16 protein-coding genes and 1 pseudogene are annotated in these 15,705 nt (G+C 30.5%); 3 read left to right on the top strand and 14 right to left on the bottom strand.

Going from position 1 to position 15,705, the window contains the following annotated elements:
* Positions 1–147: 147 nt before the first annotated feature.
* From BK137_RS06300 to BK137_RS06280, 5 genes are all read right to left on the bottom strand, one after another.
* Positions 148–1,161: a hypothetical protein gene (locus BK137_RS06300; protein ID WP_038186779.1), complete on the bottom strand. Its 1,014-nt coding sequence runs from the start codon at positions 1,159–1,161 to the stop codon at positions 148–150.
* On the bottom strand, positions 1,162–1,902 hold the full coding sequence (locus BK137_RS06295) for a hypothetical protein (protein ID WP_038186782.1): 741 nt from the start codon (positions 1,900–1,902) through the stop codon (positions 1,162–1,164). It abuts the gene before it with no gap.
* Positions 1,899–2,429: a hypothetical protein gene (locus tag BK137_RS06290; protein WP_038186785.1), complete on the bottom strand. Its 531-nt coding sequence runs from the start codon at positions 2,427–2,429 to the stop codon at positions 1,899–1,901. The genes BK137_RS06295 and BK137_RS06290 overlap by 4 nt, the downstream gene beginning before the upstream one ends.
* Positions 2,430–2,540: 111 nt before the next feature.
* Positions 2,541–2,831 carry a hypothetical protein gene (locus BK137_RS06285; RefSeq protein WP_038186788.1) on the bottom strand — a complete coding sequence of 97 codons (291 nt, stop codon included), beginning with the start codon at positions 2,829–2,831 and terminating at the stop codon, positions 2,541–2,543.
* A 342-nt stretch (positions 2,832–3,173) separates the two neighbouring features.
* On the bottom strand, positions 3,174–4,001 hold the full coding sequence (locus tag BK137_RS06280) for an SHOCT domain-containing protein (protein WP_038186791.1): 828 nt from the start codon (positions 3,999–4,001) through the stop codon (positions 3,174–3,176).
* Positions 4,002–4,622: 621 nt separating this feature from the next.
* Between BK137_RS06280 and BK137_RS06275 the strand changes: the two genes are divergently transcribed.
* Complete coding sequence (locus tag BK137_RS06275; RefSeq protein WP_038186793.1) at positions 4,623–5,507, top strand: hypothetical protein; 885 nt, start codon at positions 4,623–4,625, stop codon at positions 5,505–5,507.
* A gap of 632 nt (positions 5,508–6,139) precedes the next feature.
* Here the strand turns inward: BK137_RS06275 and BK137_RS06270 are convergent.
* From BK137_RS06270 to comGA, 9 genes and pseudogenes are all read right to left on the bottom strand, one after another.
* Positions 6,140–6,709: a recombinase family protein gene (locus BK137_RS06270; protein ID WP_235175754.1), complete on the bottom strand. Its 570-nt coding sequence runs from the start codon at positions 6,707–6,709 to the stop codon at positions 6,140–6,142.
* Between the two features lie 502 nt (positions 6,710–7,211).
* Positions 7,212–7,736 (bottom strand): hypothetical protein, encoded by a 525-nt coding sequence (locus BK137_RS06265; RefSeq protein ID WP_038186795.1) that lies wholly within the window; start codon positions 7,734–7,736, stop codon positions 7,212–7,214.
* Between the two features lie 163 nt (positions 7,737–7,899).
* Positions 7,900–8,850, bottom strand: a complete 951-nt coding sequence (locus BK137_RS06260; RefSeq protein ID WP_038186796.1) for a hypothetical protein — start codon at positions 8,848–8,850, stop codon at positions 7,900–7,902.
* A gap of 91 nt (positions 8,851–8,941) precedes the next feature.
* Complete coding sequence (locus BK137_RS06255) at positions 8,942–9,673, bottom strand: hypothetical protein (protein WP_038186797.1); 732 nt, start codon at positions 9,671–9,673, stop codon at positions 8,942–8,944.
* A 321-nt stretch (positions 9,674–9,994) separates the two neighbouring features.
* Positions 9,995–10,660, bottom strand: coding sequence for a BglII/BstYI family type II restriction endonuclease (locus tag BK137_RS06250; protein ID WP_038186801.1), 666 nt, complete (start codon positions 10,658–10,660; stop codon positions 9,995–9,997).
* A gap of 55 nt (positions 10,661–10,715) precedes the next feature.
* Complete coding sequence (locus BK137_RS06245) at positions 10,716–11,249, bottom strand: hypothetical protein (protein WP_051448762.1); 534 nt, start codon at positions 11,247–11,249, stop codon at positions 10,716–10,718.
* Between the two features lie 395 nt (positions 11,250–11,644).
* Positions 11,645–11,806 (bottom strand): annotated as a pseudogene (comGC, locus tag BK137_RS06240) (competence type IV pilus major pilin ComGC); the annotation flags it as partial.
* A gap of 15 nt (positions 11,807–11,821) precedes the next feature.
* Complete coding sequence (gene comGB / locus BK137_RS06235) at positions 11,822–12,889, bottom strand: competence type IV pilus assembly protein ComGB (RefSeq protein ID WP_076064880.1); 1,068 nt, start codon at positions 12,887–12,889, stop codon at positions 11,822–11,824.
* Complete coding sequence (gene comGA / locus BK137_RS06230) at positions 12,858–13,889, bottom strand: competence type IV pilus ATPase ComGA (RefSeq protein WP_038186802.1); 1,032 nt, start codon at positions 13,887–13,889, stop codon at positions 12,858–12,860. Before comGA ends, comGB begins: the two co-directional genes overlap by 32 nt.
* Positions 13,890–14,194: 305 nt before the next feature.
* Between comGA and BK137_RS06225 the strand changes: the two genes are divergently transcribed.
* Positions 14,195–14,890 carry a helix-turn-helix transcriptional regulator gene (locus tag BK137_RS06225; RefSeq protein WP_038186805.1) on the top strand — a complete coding sequence of 232 codons (696 nt, stop codon included), beginning with the start codon at positions 14,195–14,197 and terminating at the stop codon, positions 14,888–14,890.
* 114 nt (positions 14,891–15,004) lie between these two features.
* The gene (locus BK137_RS06220) at positions 15,005–15,247 is read left to right on the top strand and encodes a DUF2626 domain-containing protein (protein WP_038186806.1); all 243 of its coding nucleotides are present in this window, start codon (positions 15,005–15,007) and stop codon (positions 15,245–15,247) included.
* Positions 15,248–15,705: the final 458 nt, after the last annotated feature.

Below are 15,705 nucleotides of genomic sequence, written 5' to 3'. Positions count from 1 at the left end.
ATCCTCTTATATCAATGTTTTCGTGTTTATTAATTCTATAAAAATTGATAAAAGTGGATATAATTTTCTAATATTTGCTGAATATACATCCTTTTTAAATAAGAAAAATATTACATTTTGATTAAATAACTATAATTTCCATAATTATTAACTAAGCTCTTGTTCACATGAGGCTTCTAACAAAAATGATTCAAGATCTTTCAAAAAAATATTATTTTTTTTAACAATTGATTTAATTACATCAATTCCAATTTTTTTTGAGAATTTGGGATTATCTTCTCTGATAAAATTATCGGATTCATTCGTATACAATTCTTTCAACCTAAGGATTAAGTATCCATATAAATATATTAACAGAAAATTCGTTTTATCCATATTATCCATTAATCTTAATTTAACTGACACATTACAACTTATTACAACGGTAGAATTTTCATTAATCATACAAGTAATATCTACATCTGTGTCTCTAACTCTAAGTGTTATCTTTTTTAGTTCGCCCCCATTACTTATAAATGCTTTGGTCGCTATTAGTTCTGTCGTCTGATAAGATGCTCCTGTAAAAACATTGGCGTCGTCAGTTACATTTCCTACAAAACCACTAATATTTTCTAATTTTGTGTCCTCGTTTAATTTCCCATCCCGTTCTGTATAAACATAAAATAACCAGTTGAATATATCAGGTTCAAGAGAATATTCAGGATTTGTGCGGGAAATATTGTGTTCACCAATCAGTTTTTTAAATCTACTTATATCGTAATCATTTGAAGTTATAATAAGTACATATACTTTATTCTCTTTTTCAAAAAACAATGCCTCTACATCAGAATCATTTACTCTTTCAGCTTTTGGTAGAAAATTTCCGTTACTATCTTTTTTCTTTTTCTTTGTGTACTCTAAATTAGCAATTGCCTTCTGATAATGAATAATTTCTACTGCAGAATTATCATTAATTTTGGGTACTTCTATTTCTTCCACTTGACATATATCTTTCCACGAGTATATGAAAAATTTTTCTGAATCAAACATCCTAACAACCTGATTTTCATCTTTTTTTACATGAGGTAGTATCTCGCTATGTTGCCTTCTAAAAACTTCATCCAAAGAAGATAAACGATTAATATTATTTAGTAAAAAAATATTAGAATATATTTTTGACATCTATTTACCTCCTTCACATTCAATATTTAACTCTTTAAGATTAGAATCACATAATGCATTACTAATTTTACTTCCTATGACTGACGTAAGCTTAAAATCTATGTATGCAGTATCTCTTTTAACCCGTTTGGGCAAAATAACAATACTCTCTGTCATCATAAACGGTTTCATAGAAAGTCCTCCTAAACGATAGTTTTCTAAAACTCCAATGCAAATTGCCTGTTCCTCATTAACTCTAGTACTCGCTTTTTCATTGAGCCATTCTCGATCATTTACTAAAGTAACATCAATTATCTGAGGATTAAAGAAGATCTCTATCTGCAATCCTAAAATTTTTAATATAAACATCGAAATCTTACCCGCAGGGACAATTTCTAGCTCTATATCGACTTGTTCTTCTACGTACTCTCCGCCTACTGGTTTAAATTTTATTAATTCTTTATTTCTATTATTGATTTTAAAATTTATATCTACTTTCAAACGCTTAAAATATTTTTTAATAATCCATAATAATACTTTATAAAGCAACTCAAGTATTAACTGTAAAACTCCAACGACGACAGCAATTATACCGCTCAAAATAACTTTTTGTATTGTAGAATCAGAATATCCATGTCGATTTAGAAAATCATATAATATATTTGTATTATTTGAAGCAATAATAGCTGTGAAAAATGTTACTACAAAAGTTGCTATGATTTTTCTAACTGATTTTACGAAATCTAAGAGAGCTTTCTTCATGTGTCAATTACCTCAAGTCCAAAATTTAGTGTATCAATCAAATTTAGTAATTTGGAATTCTCAGAATCAGTTAGCCCATCGTCTATCCCAATTATCCCATTTTTCTGAAGTACTATTGATTTTTTACTATCATTTGTAATAAATGTAACTTCCTTTATATTAAAGCCATATCTACCGACTACATCCTCAACACTTTCCAAGGAGATTTCATCATACTCCTCTAAATAAATACCATTATCGTCTTCAACAAATAAACAAGCCGCCATTTCCATGTTAAAGAAATTACTATAGTTTAAAATTGCGAGGAATTTTTGATTTGTAACAAATAATTGTTGAATAAATCTGCTCTTGTACGCTCTGAATACCACATCATTATTAAGTAACTGGTTATATGTATCAGGATTATATTTTATTGCGAATGAATTTGGATAATTTCCTGTAAAATAATCATACTTTTGTATATCAAGTAAGTTGCAAAAATTTTCTTCCTTTATCTTCCTTTGTCTCAATATCTTATAAAATTTCATACCATCCCTCCTCACGTTTTAATTTTTATAACGATTATACACCGACATATCTCGCAATTAATAAAAATCAACTGATAAAAAACATAGAATCATCTTCCGTAATTTTATAGATTAATCCAAAATCATTTTTCTACTGACTAGATTATTTTTCAAAACATCAAGTTTCTTCTGCAGTTCCTTCTCATACTTATTATAGTCTAGAGTAACACCCTCTATTTCTTGTTCATACAAATATTTAAATAAACCGGTAAATAAAAAAATGATTTCACTTGAAGCATGATGTAAATTAAGAAATTCATCAATTGGTGAAATACTTTGCCCACCATCAAGAACATTTAGACACGCTCGGTTTACTTTATCAATATCACTTTGTGCTTTTTCTGTTCCTATTTTATTGAACATATACGATTCATATTTAGCTCATATCTAATAGTAACAAGTTTGTGAATACAATTATGTTAGCTAACTTTATAACTGTTGCATTAAATGGATAGCTATTTAATGATTGCAGCAACTATGATTGACTATATAATTTATTTAGCTATTTTCAATTCTCAGACATTTTTTCAAAATTTATGATGTAAAATACTCGTAATTGATTTAAACGTCTGTACGATTACATATGAATTGAATAACAGTATATAAAATCATTCTTTTAATAAATTCCAACAGATATAGAAAAACGACTATTCTAAGGTTAGAAAGTCGTTTCAAATTATAGCCTTTAAACCTTTACTATAGATATTAGCTGTTTAATATTTTGTTTTTCTGTTGCTCAAATTCTTCCGCTGTTAGTATGCCTTGTATTTTCAAATCATGTAGATTTTTCAGTTCACTAGATATATTGAGATTATTATGTACAATATTATTTTTACCGCTATCTAAATCATCTGCTTCTTTAATAGCAAAACCCAGTATTCCATGCCAATGGTTTACTTTTTCCATTAACAATTTATATACACTATCATTCTTTTCCATTGGTATATATAAAGCGTCTACTTTTTTAAATTTAGTATCAAAAAACGGAATAATATGGACTGGGTATTTATAATCATTAACAATAATTTTCAATTCAATATTTTCAATATGCTGTGTTGATGATCTCTCACCAGTTAAACCACCTATTATTGCACCTACACCACCTGCAACAACAGCTCCTAGTAAAGCTCCGCCTACTTGGCTAGAACGAGAAGTTTTTGTAACCGTATCACCATTTTCCAGTATTGTAACCTCTAAAATATCTTTATAATCATATTCAAATGCATTATCATTTAGTAAATTTATTATTCCGATTTTTTTATTATCCTCATCAAGAATTAATTTAACATCGTTATCTTTACTGGTGTAAGATTGTGATTCTATTATTTTAGATAATTCTTTCTGCTTTTCACCTAGCTTAATATTATTTTCATCTAAGCCTTTTTGTGCAATTGTATCTGTTTTCCTAATACCCCATATCAACATGCCGAACCATCCAACTACGCTCAATATTCCCAATACCGGAGATATTGTAAATAACCATAGAATTATAAACAAGACAATTATTGAAATACACCCTATAGCACATCCCATAAAATCAACCCCTTTCTAATTATTCCCATCAACAACCCATTTAGTTTTTACATATTTCATTAATCCAAAAGCAATGGAAACCTATATAATAATAGTATTAATTATTTATATTGTAAACATTATTTTACATATCAAAAATTGAGTATAAAGATTATTAAATTCATATTTGAACTGGATGATCCTAACTTTAAGAGTGTGACATTGTACGAGGTACGCTTTGAAATGAATATACACAAGCAGAAATAATTGAAAATAGCCCCACGTTATTCATACGTATTCATATTTAGCGCGTATCTAATTGAAATGAGTATGCCAATATTTTGATGATGAATCAAGAATACAAGCTGCCTACTACACCAAATAGAAAATGAAGCGATACGAGAACAACCTAGTGAAGTTGAATTAAATCGGAATCACAGATAATGCAATTTACAATAATATGGAAATTATCGCACTATAGATAGCGTTGTAGTGAGTGTAACCTTCGATATTTATGCGTTATATACTACATCTTTATATCGTTTTTTGTAATGTTAAATAAAAAATAGTCGTAATATTTGAATCTTTGTCAAGTGTCTATTAGACTGTATTATAAGATAGTCTAATAGGAGGTATATAATTTTGGCGGTTTTTGAGGTGATTTATCGAGGTACTAATGGTAACGAACTTATCACACTAGATTCGATTGAAGATCGTGTAGACTTTGAAGAAGTGAAGTATGACATTTATTGTTCAACAACAGGTTGTGATTGTCGGATGGAGTATGTTCCCCGAGGAATTAAAGTAGCTTATTTTAAAAAATGGCGTGGTAATGATTATCAACATTCTTTAGATTGCACTCACTATACAGATACCGAGACAGGTAACAGACCGAGAAAAAGATTAGGTATTCATTCTTCACGTTTAAGAAGTGACCATAAGAAGAGTATTTTGAATGATATGTATAAAAAATATATAGAAAATGAAGAGGAAAGGGAGGCTAGAAAAGAAAGGGAGCGGAAAAATAGAAGGAATCGTACAAATAAAAGAGTGGAGACAGGTCGAGAACCTGTAGAAGAAATTGTTAATAGACCTACTACTGATAATCAGGGTGAGGTTCTTCTAGAAGGCGATAGAAATCCGCCTGTTCCAAGAAGTTATTCAATAATTCACATTAGTAGAGACCAATTAGATAGTACTTTGGCTCTAATGGATATAATTATCGAAGTTGAAAATGACTTCAATAATCCTGATGAAAAGCGAACTGTCATAACATTAACTAATCAGAATATGAATATGACTTTCAAAATCATATTAGATCCTGTCTTCTTTGCTCAATCGCCCCTTAACATAGATAGGATGCTAGAAGGGCTGAAACAACGTGCTGTGCATGGAGAAACAATGATTTTAGGAGCTGTAGGGCAAATTATTGAAAGAGATAACGAGTTATGTATGTCGGTTTTTGGAGAAGACGGTATAAGGGTTAATGGAAAACCAATCTTTGTTTATTTTTCTAATGCGAGCTAAGTAAAATCATTCTTTTTATAAATTCCAACAGACATAGAAAAACGACTATTCTAAGGTTAGAAAGTCGCTTTAAATTATAGCCTTTAAACCTTTATTATAGATATTAGTTGTTTAATATTTTATTTTTCTGTTGCTCAAATTCTTCCGCTGTTAGTATGCTTTGTATTTTCAAATCATGCAGATTTTTCAGTTCACTAGATATATTGAAAATATTAAGTACAATGGTATTTTTATCACTATCTTACTAACAATACTTATTAGTTATCATTTCTCTATCAACTCTTTTTGTTTATATATATTATTTGACTCAAAGAGAATATAGGCCTCTATAACGCCATTGTTAAACATTTGCATTATTAACATTGGCGTGAATATATTATTTACTTCATGCTTAAAGAGTGTGCAAGTGTATGAGGTACGCTATTAAATGAATATGTATAATCAGAAATTATGGAATATATCCCCCTACACCATTCAAATACCTGTATTTAATTCATGTTTAATAATCCAAGTATATGTTGGCACATTTTAAAACAACTATATGAATTAGAGAGCTATTAAATATGATGGCTATTTTATATGCATAGAAAAAACAACCTCTCATTTATTGAATAGTCGCTTCTGAATTATTATTAATGTTTTAATTTACGTCTCCTTACTTCTCTGATTAATGTACTCTTACTAATGCCCGTTAAATCAGTTACTTGATTATATGAATGAGTTTCTAATAATCCTATGGCATGATCCATTTGTTTCTTAGTGTACTTATTTGGTCTACCTTCTTTAAATCCTTCACGCTGACGAGCAATCGCCTTTCCTTCCTGTGTTCGTTCCACAATTAGATTTCTTTCCATAGAAGCAACCGCTAATAATGTTTGTAAGAAAAAGTTACCCATTGTTGTATTTTCTAATAAACCAACGTTCAGTACATGTACCTTTATGCCTTTAGCAAATAACATTTCAATTATCTCAATGCCCTCTTTAGTATTACGTGCTAATCTATCAAGTTTAGTTACAAATAATTTGTCGCCTTCTTCTAATTGATCAAGTAATTCATTTAATTGAGGCCTATTAGTTTGTATACCTGTGAAGTATTCACTATAAATATTTGATTCTGTGCAACCTTCAATTTTTAATTGTTCAATTTGCGACGTTAAATCTTGTCCAAACGTACTCACTCTTGCATAACCATAAATTTTCACGTTCAATCACTCCTTTTAATATCTCTACTTATGACCCCTAGTTACGACACCTCTCTATATACTGATAATATCCAATCGTATTATTGGTGTCAATACTTAAAAGTTATGACACCTTATATTCGGAATTCTTACACATATCACCAATTCAAAATAATTACTACGCCCTCGTAATCGCTCTCGTGACTTAACGAGTGAACACTCAATTTATAAGCTTTTGAAACGGTTATGTAATTTCTGATGATACTGTATAATTCACCGAGTAAATACTACTATTTATTATCTAAATGCACTTCTTAGCTCTCTTGACTCGTTAGATAACAATTATGTATATATGTAACACTTCTTTTGTTCAAAAAGAAAATATATGAGTATTTATTATATAATCAATTAATCCAACTCCATCCTAATTATTGTTTATTTTCTTTCGAAACAAAAAGCAACCCACTCAACTAATAACAGTTAATTAGGTTGCCCATATTGTTCATTTACTTATATTTACTTATTACAATCCATATTTATCACATAAGTCTGCGATGTGTTGCGATTTATTACCTAACGATTTGCTTTCATCTCCAGCCAATTTCATATAGTCATAATCATTTTTTGTTATAAAACTATCTAGATATTCAAAAATCAAGTCCTGAGAAACAGAAAAATCTATTACTGCCTTACGTAAAACATCATCTGCCTCTGTGTCTACTGACATATCAAATTCATCCATTAAAGTTTTACACTCATTAATTGCATTTAAAAGATTTTGTTTATTTTTTTCATCTTCTAAATAACTATTATCATTCCTATATTCCAAAATAATATCTGTTATAGTCTTGAAGTTAGGAGAGAAATTGGTTATCCATTGATTAAGCTCGTTGTAAAACTCTGGTGAAACTGTCCCATTTTGAACGCCTAGAGGATACGTTGTTAAATCGATTATACTTGCTGAAGCAGAATCACTCGCTGATTCATTAGAATTACATCCAACTAAAAAAGCAGATAAAATAATTAATGCGAAAAAGCCATTCTTCATATTTATACCTCTCAATGCATGATTTGAAATATACTGATTAATTACCTATTTTCAAAGTAACACAATAATCAATAAATGTTAATTATTTCTATAATTAAATCTATGATTATTTATTTGTCTACTATACTTCTTTAAAATATGCTATGAGTATGGACTATTCAATTTACGATGCTTCTTCAGTGTTATTAACATAGAAATCACTGTACAATACATCTAAATTCTCAAATTGTAAGAAACTTAATAATCGTTCAAAGTGCAATTTATATATATTCTCTAGTTGTTCCCTATTTTCTTTGATAACTTCACGAATTGATGCAGCAATTTCTTTGTCTTTCTTTTTATTAGATTTTCTTAACTTCTCATAATAAGAATAATCTTTTCTAACTTTTAACAACCTATTTCTATTCCACGCACCATTTATAGCATTAATATTAGATACAAATAAATACTTTTTAAGGCGTTCACAGATTAAATTATGATTAATATTATTTAATCGCATCTCATCCATCTTAAATCTTAAACGCGTTTCAAATCGATTCATATACTTGTGAGTAATATTATTATTTCTTTTTGCTTCTTTAACATTTCGATCGTAGCTAGCTATTTTATTTTTTGTTTGATTAGATTGATGACTACCGATATATATTGTTTCCCCACTATACTCGCTATGTGATTGATTGCCATGATGTTTTATTGTTACACTTTCAAAAAAATTCGTTCGATAATCAAACGCTATGTGCATTTCTGTACAACGCCAATCTATATTGGTCAAAATTTGAGTTATACTATAAGGCACATCATTTAAATGAAAAAATTTAGGTGACATCTCAATAGCCGCATTAAATGTACTGTGCCAAGTTAAATTTCTAGGATTCAATTTGATAGTAATACCGAATTGTTTTAATCTTAATACTTGCCAATACGCATTATCTGTATAATAGCCATTTTCAAAATATGAATAGATTACTTCTTTTTCTTCAATTGACATTTTAGCTTTTAATTTAATGGTATCAAAATTACAACGATAATCATTAGATTCTAATATATTTTGTTCAGATAGATAGTTTCTTAGTTTATTACTCATTTCAAGTTTAATAGGTTTTCTTATAGACATTAATTTTCAATCCCTTTCGAATTTCAGATTCAATTTTTGAAAAGTTTTTATAAAGAAACAATGATATAAATTACAATTTAGAATAAATATACTATGACTTATAATTAGCATTTAAAGATTTAATAGTTTCTATATCTAATTTATTTAATTGTTTCAAAGCTTCTATATAATTTAATTCCTTCCCTCTTCTCTTCATCATTTCGATTCGTTTATTTCTTTCTGTAACCTTCCATTCTAACTCTGCAATTTCCTCAATCGGATTACGTTGTTTCTGTTGAAAAATAGTCATGATGTTAATTGCTCTTTTTCTGTAATATGAAGAAATATCCAATTCACTTTCTATATCTGTGATTGAATTAAACTTCTTAAAAAATAGTTTTCCGTCTTTCATATAGAAATATGCTTGTGGCTTCTTCTTTTTCTCATGTGATAAATCTCTATTTAATTCCATTGGAACATGGCGAATATTACCTCGTTCATAATGTTCTTCACTCTCAATCCTATCAACGGTTGGTCTTGAATTTTCCTTCTCTTTATTAAACGTATTTGGTATATTGTCATATATCTTTGCTTGTTCCTGCCATTCAAACCACATTGGCAAGCTAATAATATATAATGCCATCTCATATGGACTAACAAAATTAAAATGAATATCTTTGTATGTTGTTTTCTGTGTCTTTGTCTTTCTTGTCCTTTCTTCACATTGATAACATGAAGCAGCTAATAAAATTGTTGCCGAATACTGCTGTTCATTTACAATTCCTTCACTTAATAATCTTTCATACATTCTAATTGCTCGTGCCCGTCTGTTACTTACTTTCATTCTGATCCATCCTTCTCAATAAATTTTTGTAAATAAAAAAACAACACTATAAATAATGTTGTTTTAATAAGAAGCAGCATACAATGTGGGGAAATTATGCGTAGTGCTCCCTTTTGTAAGTTTTCAAGCTATACTAATGCGCTAATACCCCTACACTTAATACTATAAGAATAAAAATTGAAAAGGTAACGTTTTTAGAAATATAAATTTCAAATTTTCATTTCACAAGATTGTTCTCTCTTTTATTTATCTATACTTATTAAGGACAGTAAATATAAACGATTATTAAAAGGAGTAGACAATGTGCCTACTCCTTTTAGTTCATAGATTATCTATATATTCTTGTATTATGGCACAATGTTGAATGTATTTTATTCGGGAATCACCTTTGAGAATATTTAAATCCTCCGTAACGGTTTCTTTAACATTCCATAACGTAGTGCCATCGTCAAAAAGTCCAATAACAAGCGTTGGTACCGTAATAGAGAGTTTTGCTGATGGTATTTCTCTTTTTGTTTTTTCAAAATTTGAAACACCACTATCAATTCTTTTGCTTAGAGCATAAGAGGGCACAATTAATACGCATAAATCCGTGAGAGCATTGGCGAAGCTAAGTTGAAACTTAAAATAGTTGCGATAACTTGAAGCTACATTACCAAATTCAACCTCAATTTGTATTGTAAGAACTATTTCTCCAGTTTCATCGTCCAAAAAAGATTTTCGAAAATCAGAGCGTAGTGCGTCTGTTGAAGTGTCAGGAGTTGCCAAAGGCTCAGATTCCCAATCAAGACTTTTGAATCGTAATAAAAAGTAAGTGTTCATCATTTGTTGAACAACATCAAGTTTTGGCTGATTCTTCGATTTTCCTTTATATATTGGTACAGGGCAATCACTACAGACCAATAATAACTCTTTATAAGCCTTCACAAAATGAGGGTGTTGCAATATTTCTTCCGCAAATCTGTATGAGTACGTTTTAACTTCCATATGTAAACCTCCATACCATAAAAACCGAATTTCTTATTTGTCATAAAATTATTTTTTAAATTGGAATTTCTAATGCATCATCATTATCTACTTTCATGAAAACAACTTTGGCATCTCCTATTAAATGTTTATTAATTGATAAATTCCAGGCTCTCATTCGACTATGCCATTTTCGATGTTTTAAGAACATGTTCCAATCTATTTCATATATGGCTTGTAATTCATACTGTTTACTAAAAACAACAAGAATCACGAACTCGAACTTAACTTGTTCTTCTCTCTCATCATTAGGTTCATTTAATCCATAAAAAACACCTGTCACTTTCCCTGTGGTCGATTTTATAGAATATCTATTTCCTTCTGTTGATATCGCATCAATGTTTTGTGTACCTATTGGAGCAGCTTGTAATCGAGGCAATCTAGGCGTGTCACAGTAATATTTTATTGCAATTGATTCACCTAGCTCGCCGACAACATTATTTGTTCGTATGAGTCCTCTCTTTTTAAGCTCATCGAGCCATACTCCATATGCATTGACAAGTTCTATATCATTTAAACTCTCGTAAATTTCTTTAATACTTTTTTTCATAGCCTATTCCCCTGGATCATTGTTTTTTTACCTTAATAATTAAATCTCTTTTCTAAAACAACTGCTGATAATTTTTATTCTTTCAGGACATCTCAATTAATAATTTATCATTTCAACTTTATATTATATCTATATTCTATTTTACATGAGTTTATCTTTTTATACAGTTTTCTTTCTAAACATTTAATTTCAGATTATTGGTTCTAGCAAAAATAACTTGATGAACCCCTATCGATACACTTATATATTATGAATTACTTCGTTAAAATAAATAAATTTCGACAACTTGGCCGATTAATTTTAAAGAAATAGAAAATTAGGTTAACTATTTAGGCTTATCGCTGACATTTAACTAATTTTACCACCCATACAAAATTTTAAGCTTGGTTGTAATTACCTTGTACCATGCTGACATATGCTTTACATCCTTTATCATCCACTGTACTAAAGTGCTTTGTTACATTTGGTATTGCAATCAAAATCAACACTGTAATGATAAACAAAACAATGAGCATTTCAATTAAAGTAAAGCCCTTCTGTTGTTTTAATAATTGCATGTTAGTTCTCCTTTCTTAAACCATTTCTATCATTTCGTACATGGGTAATAAAATAGCTAAATAGGCTCCGAGTATGCAAACCGCGATAATACAAAAAAGTAATGGTTGAATTATAGCTAGCACTCTAGTCATATTCGCTTCTGTTTTATCTGTCAAAAAATCACTATAGATTTGAAGTTCTCTACCTAGATTTCCACCTTCCTCGCCATGTAGTATATGTGCATTAAATCCTTTCTGAAAAAACTTCATATGATTTACCGCAGTAGAAAGTGAATCACCAAAAATAACTCGATTACGTAATTCACCTGCTATTTTCGCCATAAATGGTTGTAACTCTTGTCGCTGTAAAATAATCAAACTTTCTTGCATTGAAAGACCACTTTCTAAAAGCCCACCTAACTCATAAGCAAATTGGCGTGTCAATTGAAGACGAAAAAATCGACAGAGAACTGGAATTTTCAAATACACTATCATTTGGTGAGCAATCTCTTTCTTGCTTATTATCCTCCAAGCCACAAAAGCAAATAAGATACTCCCACAGGCTGCAATGATCAAGGCATCTGGAATATGCAAGAAAAAAGAGGATAGTGTTAATTTAGATACACTTGCATCACCTTCTCTAGAAAGCATCATTGAAGACATATTGGGTAAAAAGTAGGTCCGAAATCCAAAAAAGAGCAGCACTAAAAAGACAAACAAAATCGCAGGATAGGCCATTAGCTTTTGTAGTCTTTTTTGCGTTTCTTCCTTCGTTATCATTTGACTTGCTATAGAATCAAGGGCTCTTACAACTCTTCCATGTTGCTCTGCCACATGAATAGTCATTAAATAGCTTTTTTGAAAGCCAAGCAATTGCAGAATTTCGCTCATATTAGATCCACTTCGAAATTTTTCTTCTACCAAAGATTCCACTTCTGATAATTCTTCAACATGATGGGGTAGTAACATTGATAATGAATCTCTAAATGTATAGCCTTCCTCTAGCAGTACACTCATCTTTTTCAAAAAGCTCGCCTTATCTCTCATCTTAGGTAAAGTTTTAATCTTTTTACTAAATCGGTGAAGGTTGAGCTTTAATTGCACCCAAACTCACCCCTTTTTCTATCTGTCCTTCTAATGAGAGGTCTAATGGCAGTATGAATTTTTCATCACTCTTCACGTGTTCTATAGCTTCTGCTAGATATCTATCTGCTAAAATCTCATAAATGGCCGATAATCTTTCTTCATCTTGATAATTTACTTTCTTTACTAATCGCTGTGCAACCACTCCAATTACTGTTTGCCTTAACTCTTCTAAGGAGACGCCCAAATCTAGTAAACGGAATAAACAGCCAATTGTATCCATTGAATGAATCGTAGTTAAAACGAGATGCCCTGTTAATGCAGCCTCTATTGCAATCTTAGCCGTTTCTTGATCACGAATTTCTCCAATCATAATAATATCCGGAGAATGTCTTAAAATAGCTTTTAATCCGGTTGCGTATGAAACACCGGCTCTTTCATTTACTTGAATTTGCAATAAATTCGATTGACTATTTTCCACTGGATCCTCTAAGGATATGACGTGCTTTTTTAGTTCATTAGAGCAATAATGTATAAGGGAGTATAATGATGTAGATTTGCCGCATCCAGTTGGACCGGTTAAAAATAAAATGCCTTGTCTCTTTTTCACTAATTGCAATAAATGCTTAGCTGATTCAGTGAATAAACATAGGGAAGAAATTGGCATAGCATGATCCTGCAACATTATACGAATGACCAAGCTTTCCTTTAAGAAAATCGAAGGTAAGGTGGATACGCGAAAAGCAATTGGCTGTTCATTTAAAACTTGCTGAAACGAACCACTTTGAGGTCTACGCTTATCACTAATATCTAAAGAGGAGAGAAATTTAAAGTAGGAAATCATACGATCACCCAACTCTAGGGGAAGTTGACCAGCAGACACGAGCTGCCCATATTTTCGAAAGTATAGTAAATAGTCGTTTTCACTAGGCATTAAATGTAAGTCAGATGCGCCAAAATGTATTGCCTTCAACAATAGATGCTCACTTTTTTGCTCCACAACTGTCTCAGTAAATGTCATATTGCCCCCTTTCTACCACGACGAATAACGACCGCTCCTTATCCGTTAGCGAAATTATACACTGCAAAAACAAGAAAATACATACAATAATGCAAATTAATGTTATACGCTTTAGAAAAGGAATATAATATAATTTTAAAGCTTTTCTACTATGTAAAAATAGATTTTCAACGAAAAAAGACTAGTAATCTTTCACTTTTTTACATTATTCTACTTATTTTTTTTGAATATATCAGTTTTTATACTGATAGATATTTTATATTGTTTTATAATAAAGATAAATATACAGGAGGTGGAACCTTTTCATGTTACATCCATTAAAAATCACAAGTACTCTAGCAGATGAAACAAGATTTTCAATTTATCAATATATGTTACAAGAAAAAGATTCTTTCTCAGTCCAAAACATTGCCGATAAGTTTCAAATTCATCCAAACGTTGCACGTCTTCATTTAACTAAATTAAACGAAATTGATGTAATTACGTCTGAATATGAAAAAACAGGAAAAGGCGGCCGACCTGGAAGAAAATATAAAGCGGTTGCAAATGGCATTGCTCTAACATTCCCTCAACGAAATTATGAGGAATTATTAAGTTGGGTTCTAGAAATCATTATAGAACTTGGTGAAGATGCTAATACTATCGGTAAAAAGATTTGTTACAAAAAAGGTGTTGCACAAATTCAATCAATCTTATCTAAACGTCAAAAGGATAAAGCGCTCATTTCATTTGATGAACGTGTAGAAATCATTACAGAAGCAGCCTCATTAATTGGTTATGTTCCTGTAATTCTCGATAAGCCAGAAGGAAAAACAATCCGCTTTGCTGTTTATAATTGTCCTTTCCATAGTCAAATCGAGAAACACGCATCACTCGTTTGTGACTTGCATGAATCTTTCTTAAAAGGCCAATTTGAATACTTATTTGATGTACAAGAATTTGTTCAAATTGATAGCATGGTTGAAAGCTGTAAATACTGCACTTATCGAATTGATATTTAATTTTTTACACTGCTTTGTCACAAAGTTAACCTAAGTAGCGGTTTACATGTTGGTTTCAAATCATTTATAATGGATAAGAGATTATTGTGTCGTCGCAAAAGGAGGGAATCATATATGGATAATATGTATAAAGTAATGGGCTTCTGGACAGGGATTTTCGCAGTTATGTTTTATTTAGGTGATATGACAGAAGTTTCGCTATTATTCTTAGCTAATACAGGGTTTTTCCTTCTATTAGGATACTTAAACCTAACGGAACGTATGTATATGTACATCTTCGGTGCTTACTTAACAGTTTTCTTCGCAGGCTTCACGTACTATACTACATTCATTCACGTTGCAGGCGCAGGACATTAATAGTAAATAAAAAAGACAGTCCAAAGCTGTCTTTTTTATTTTGTGTATTTTCCACTATTGACACCTTATTAATGATTGTTATAATTGTAATTGTAGCTTAACTTTAACCCTCTCCATTCTATATGGTGAGAAACATCCCCTAGATGAAGAAGATTAATATCTTCTATTTAAGAGGCCTCCATAGCCTCTTTTTTTTGCGTAATAATTTGTTTGTTGCGCTAATTCGGTTGTTTGTTGCGCTAACTCGCTCCATTGTTATTTAGAAGAATTTTCACGTCTTTATATTCGATATTTCCCTCGATTAATAAAAATAGTCTCGAAATTACATCCTCAACTCGTTCTAGCGATAGTTCGTAAAAACCACGGCTTGTAATCCTTACTCGTAAATCAAATAGCCCTGCCTTCAATAACCTTTTTCTTTGACCCTACATGATCTTTATGCTACAAAATAATTTTTG

Source organism: Viridibacillus arenosi (assembly GCF_001955655.1).
In the GTDB taxonomy this organism is placed as follows: domain Bacteria; phylum Bacillota; class Bacilli; order Bacillales_A; family Planococcaceae; genus Viridibacillus; species Viridibacillus arenosi.
The sequence above is the reverse complement of the archived record's forward strand: the minus strand, read 5'-3'. Positions and strand labels throughout refer to the sequence as shown.

Excerpts from the sequence above, each read along its gene's own strand:
- BK137_RS06300 (WP_038186779.1), bottom strand. The coding sequence starts at position 1,161 with ATGTCAAAAATATATTCTAATATTTTTTTACTAAATAATATTAATCGT.
- BK137_RS06295 (WP_038186782.1), bottom strand. The coding sequence starts at position 1,902 with ATGAAGAAAGCTCTCTTAGATTTCGTAAAATCAGTTAGAAAAATCATA.
- BK137_RS06290 (WP_038186785.1), bottom strand. The coding sequence starts at position 2,429 with ATGAAATTTTATAAGATATTGAGACAAAGGAAGATAAAGGAAGAAAAT.
- BK137_RS06285 (WP_038186788.1), bottom strand. The coding sequence starts at position 2,831 with ATGTTCAATAAAATAGGAACAGAAAAAGCACAAAGTGATATTGATAAA.
- BK137_RS06280 (WP_038186791.1), bottom strand. The coding sequence starts at position 4,001 with ATGGGATGTGCTATAGGGTGTATTTCAATAATTGTCTTGTTTATAATT.
- BK137_RS06265 (WP_038186795.1), bottom strand. The coding sequence starts at position 7,736 with ATGAAGAATGGCTTTTTCGCATTAATTATTTTATCTGCTTTTTTAGTT.
- BK137_RS06260 (WP_038186796.1), bottom strand. The coding sequence starts at position 8,850 with ATGTCTATAAGAAAACCTATTAAACTTGAAATGAGTAATAAACTAAGA.
- BK137_RS06255 (WP_038186797.1), bottom strand. The coding sequence starts at position 9,673 with ATGAAAGTAAGTAACAGACGGGCACGAGCAATTAGAATGTATGAAAGA.
- BK137_RS06250 (WP_038186801.1), bottom strand. The coding sequence starts at position 10,660 with ATGGAAGTTAAAACGTACTCATACAGATTTGCGGAAGAAATATTGCAA.
- BK137_RS06245 (WP_051448762.1), bottom strand. The coding sequence starts at position 11,249 with ATGAAAAAAAGTATTAAAGAAATTTACGAGAGTTTAAATGATATAGAA.
- comGA (WP_038186802.1), bottom strand. The coding sequence starts at position 13,889 with ATGACATTTACTGAGACAGTTGTGGAGCAAAAAAGTGAGCATCTATTG.
- BK137_RS06225 (WP_038186805.1), top strand. The coding sequence starts at position 14,195 with ATGTTACATCCATTAAAAATCACAAGTACTCTAGCAGATGAAACAAGA.
- BK137_RS06220 (WP_038186806.1), top strand. The coding sequence starts at position 15,005 with ATGGATAATATGTATAAAGTAATGGGCTTCTGGACAGGGATTTTCGCA.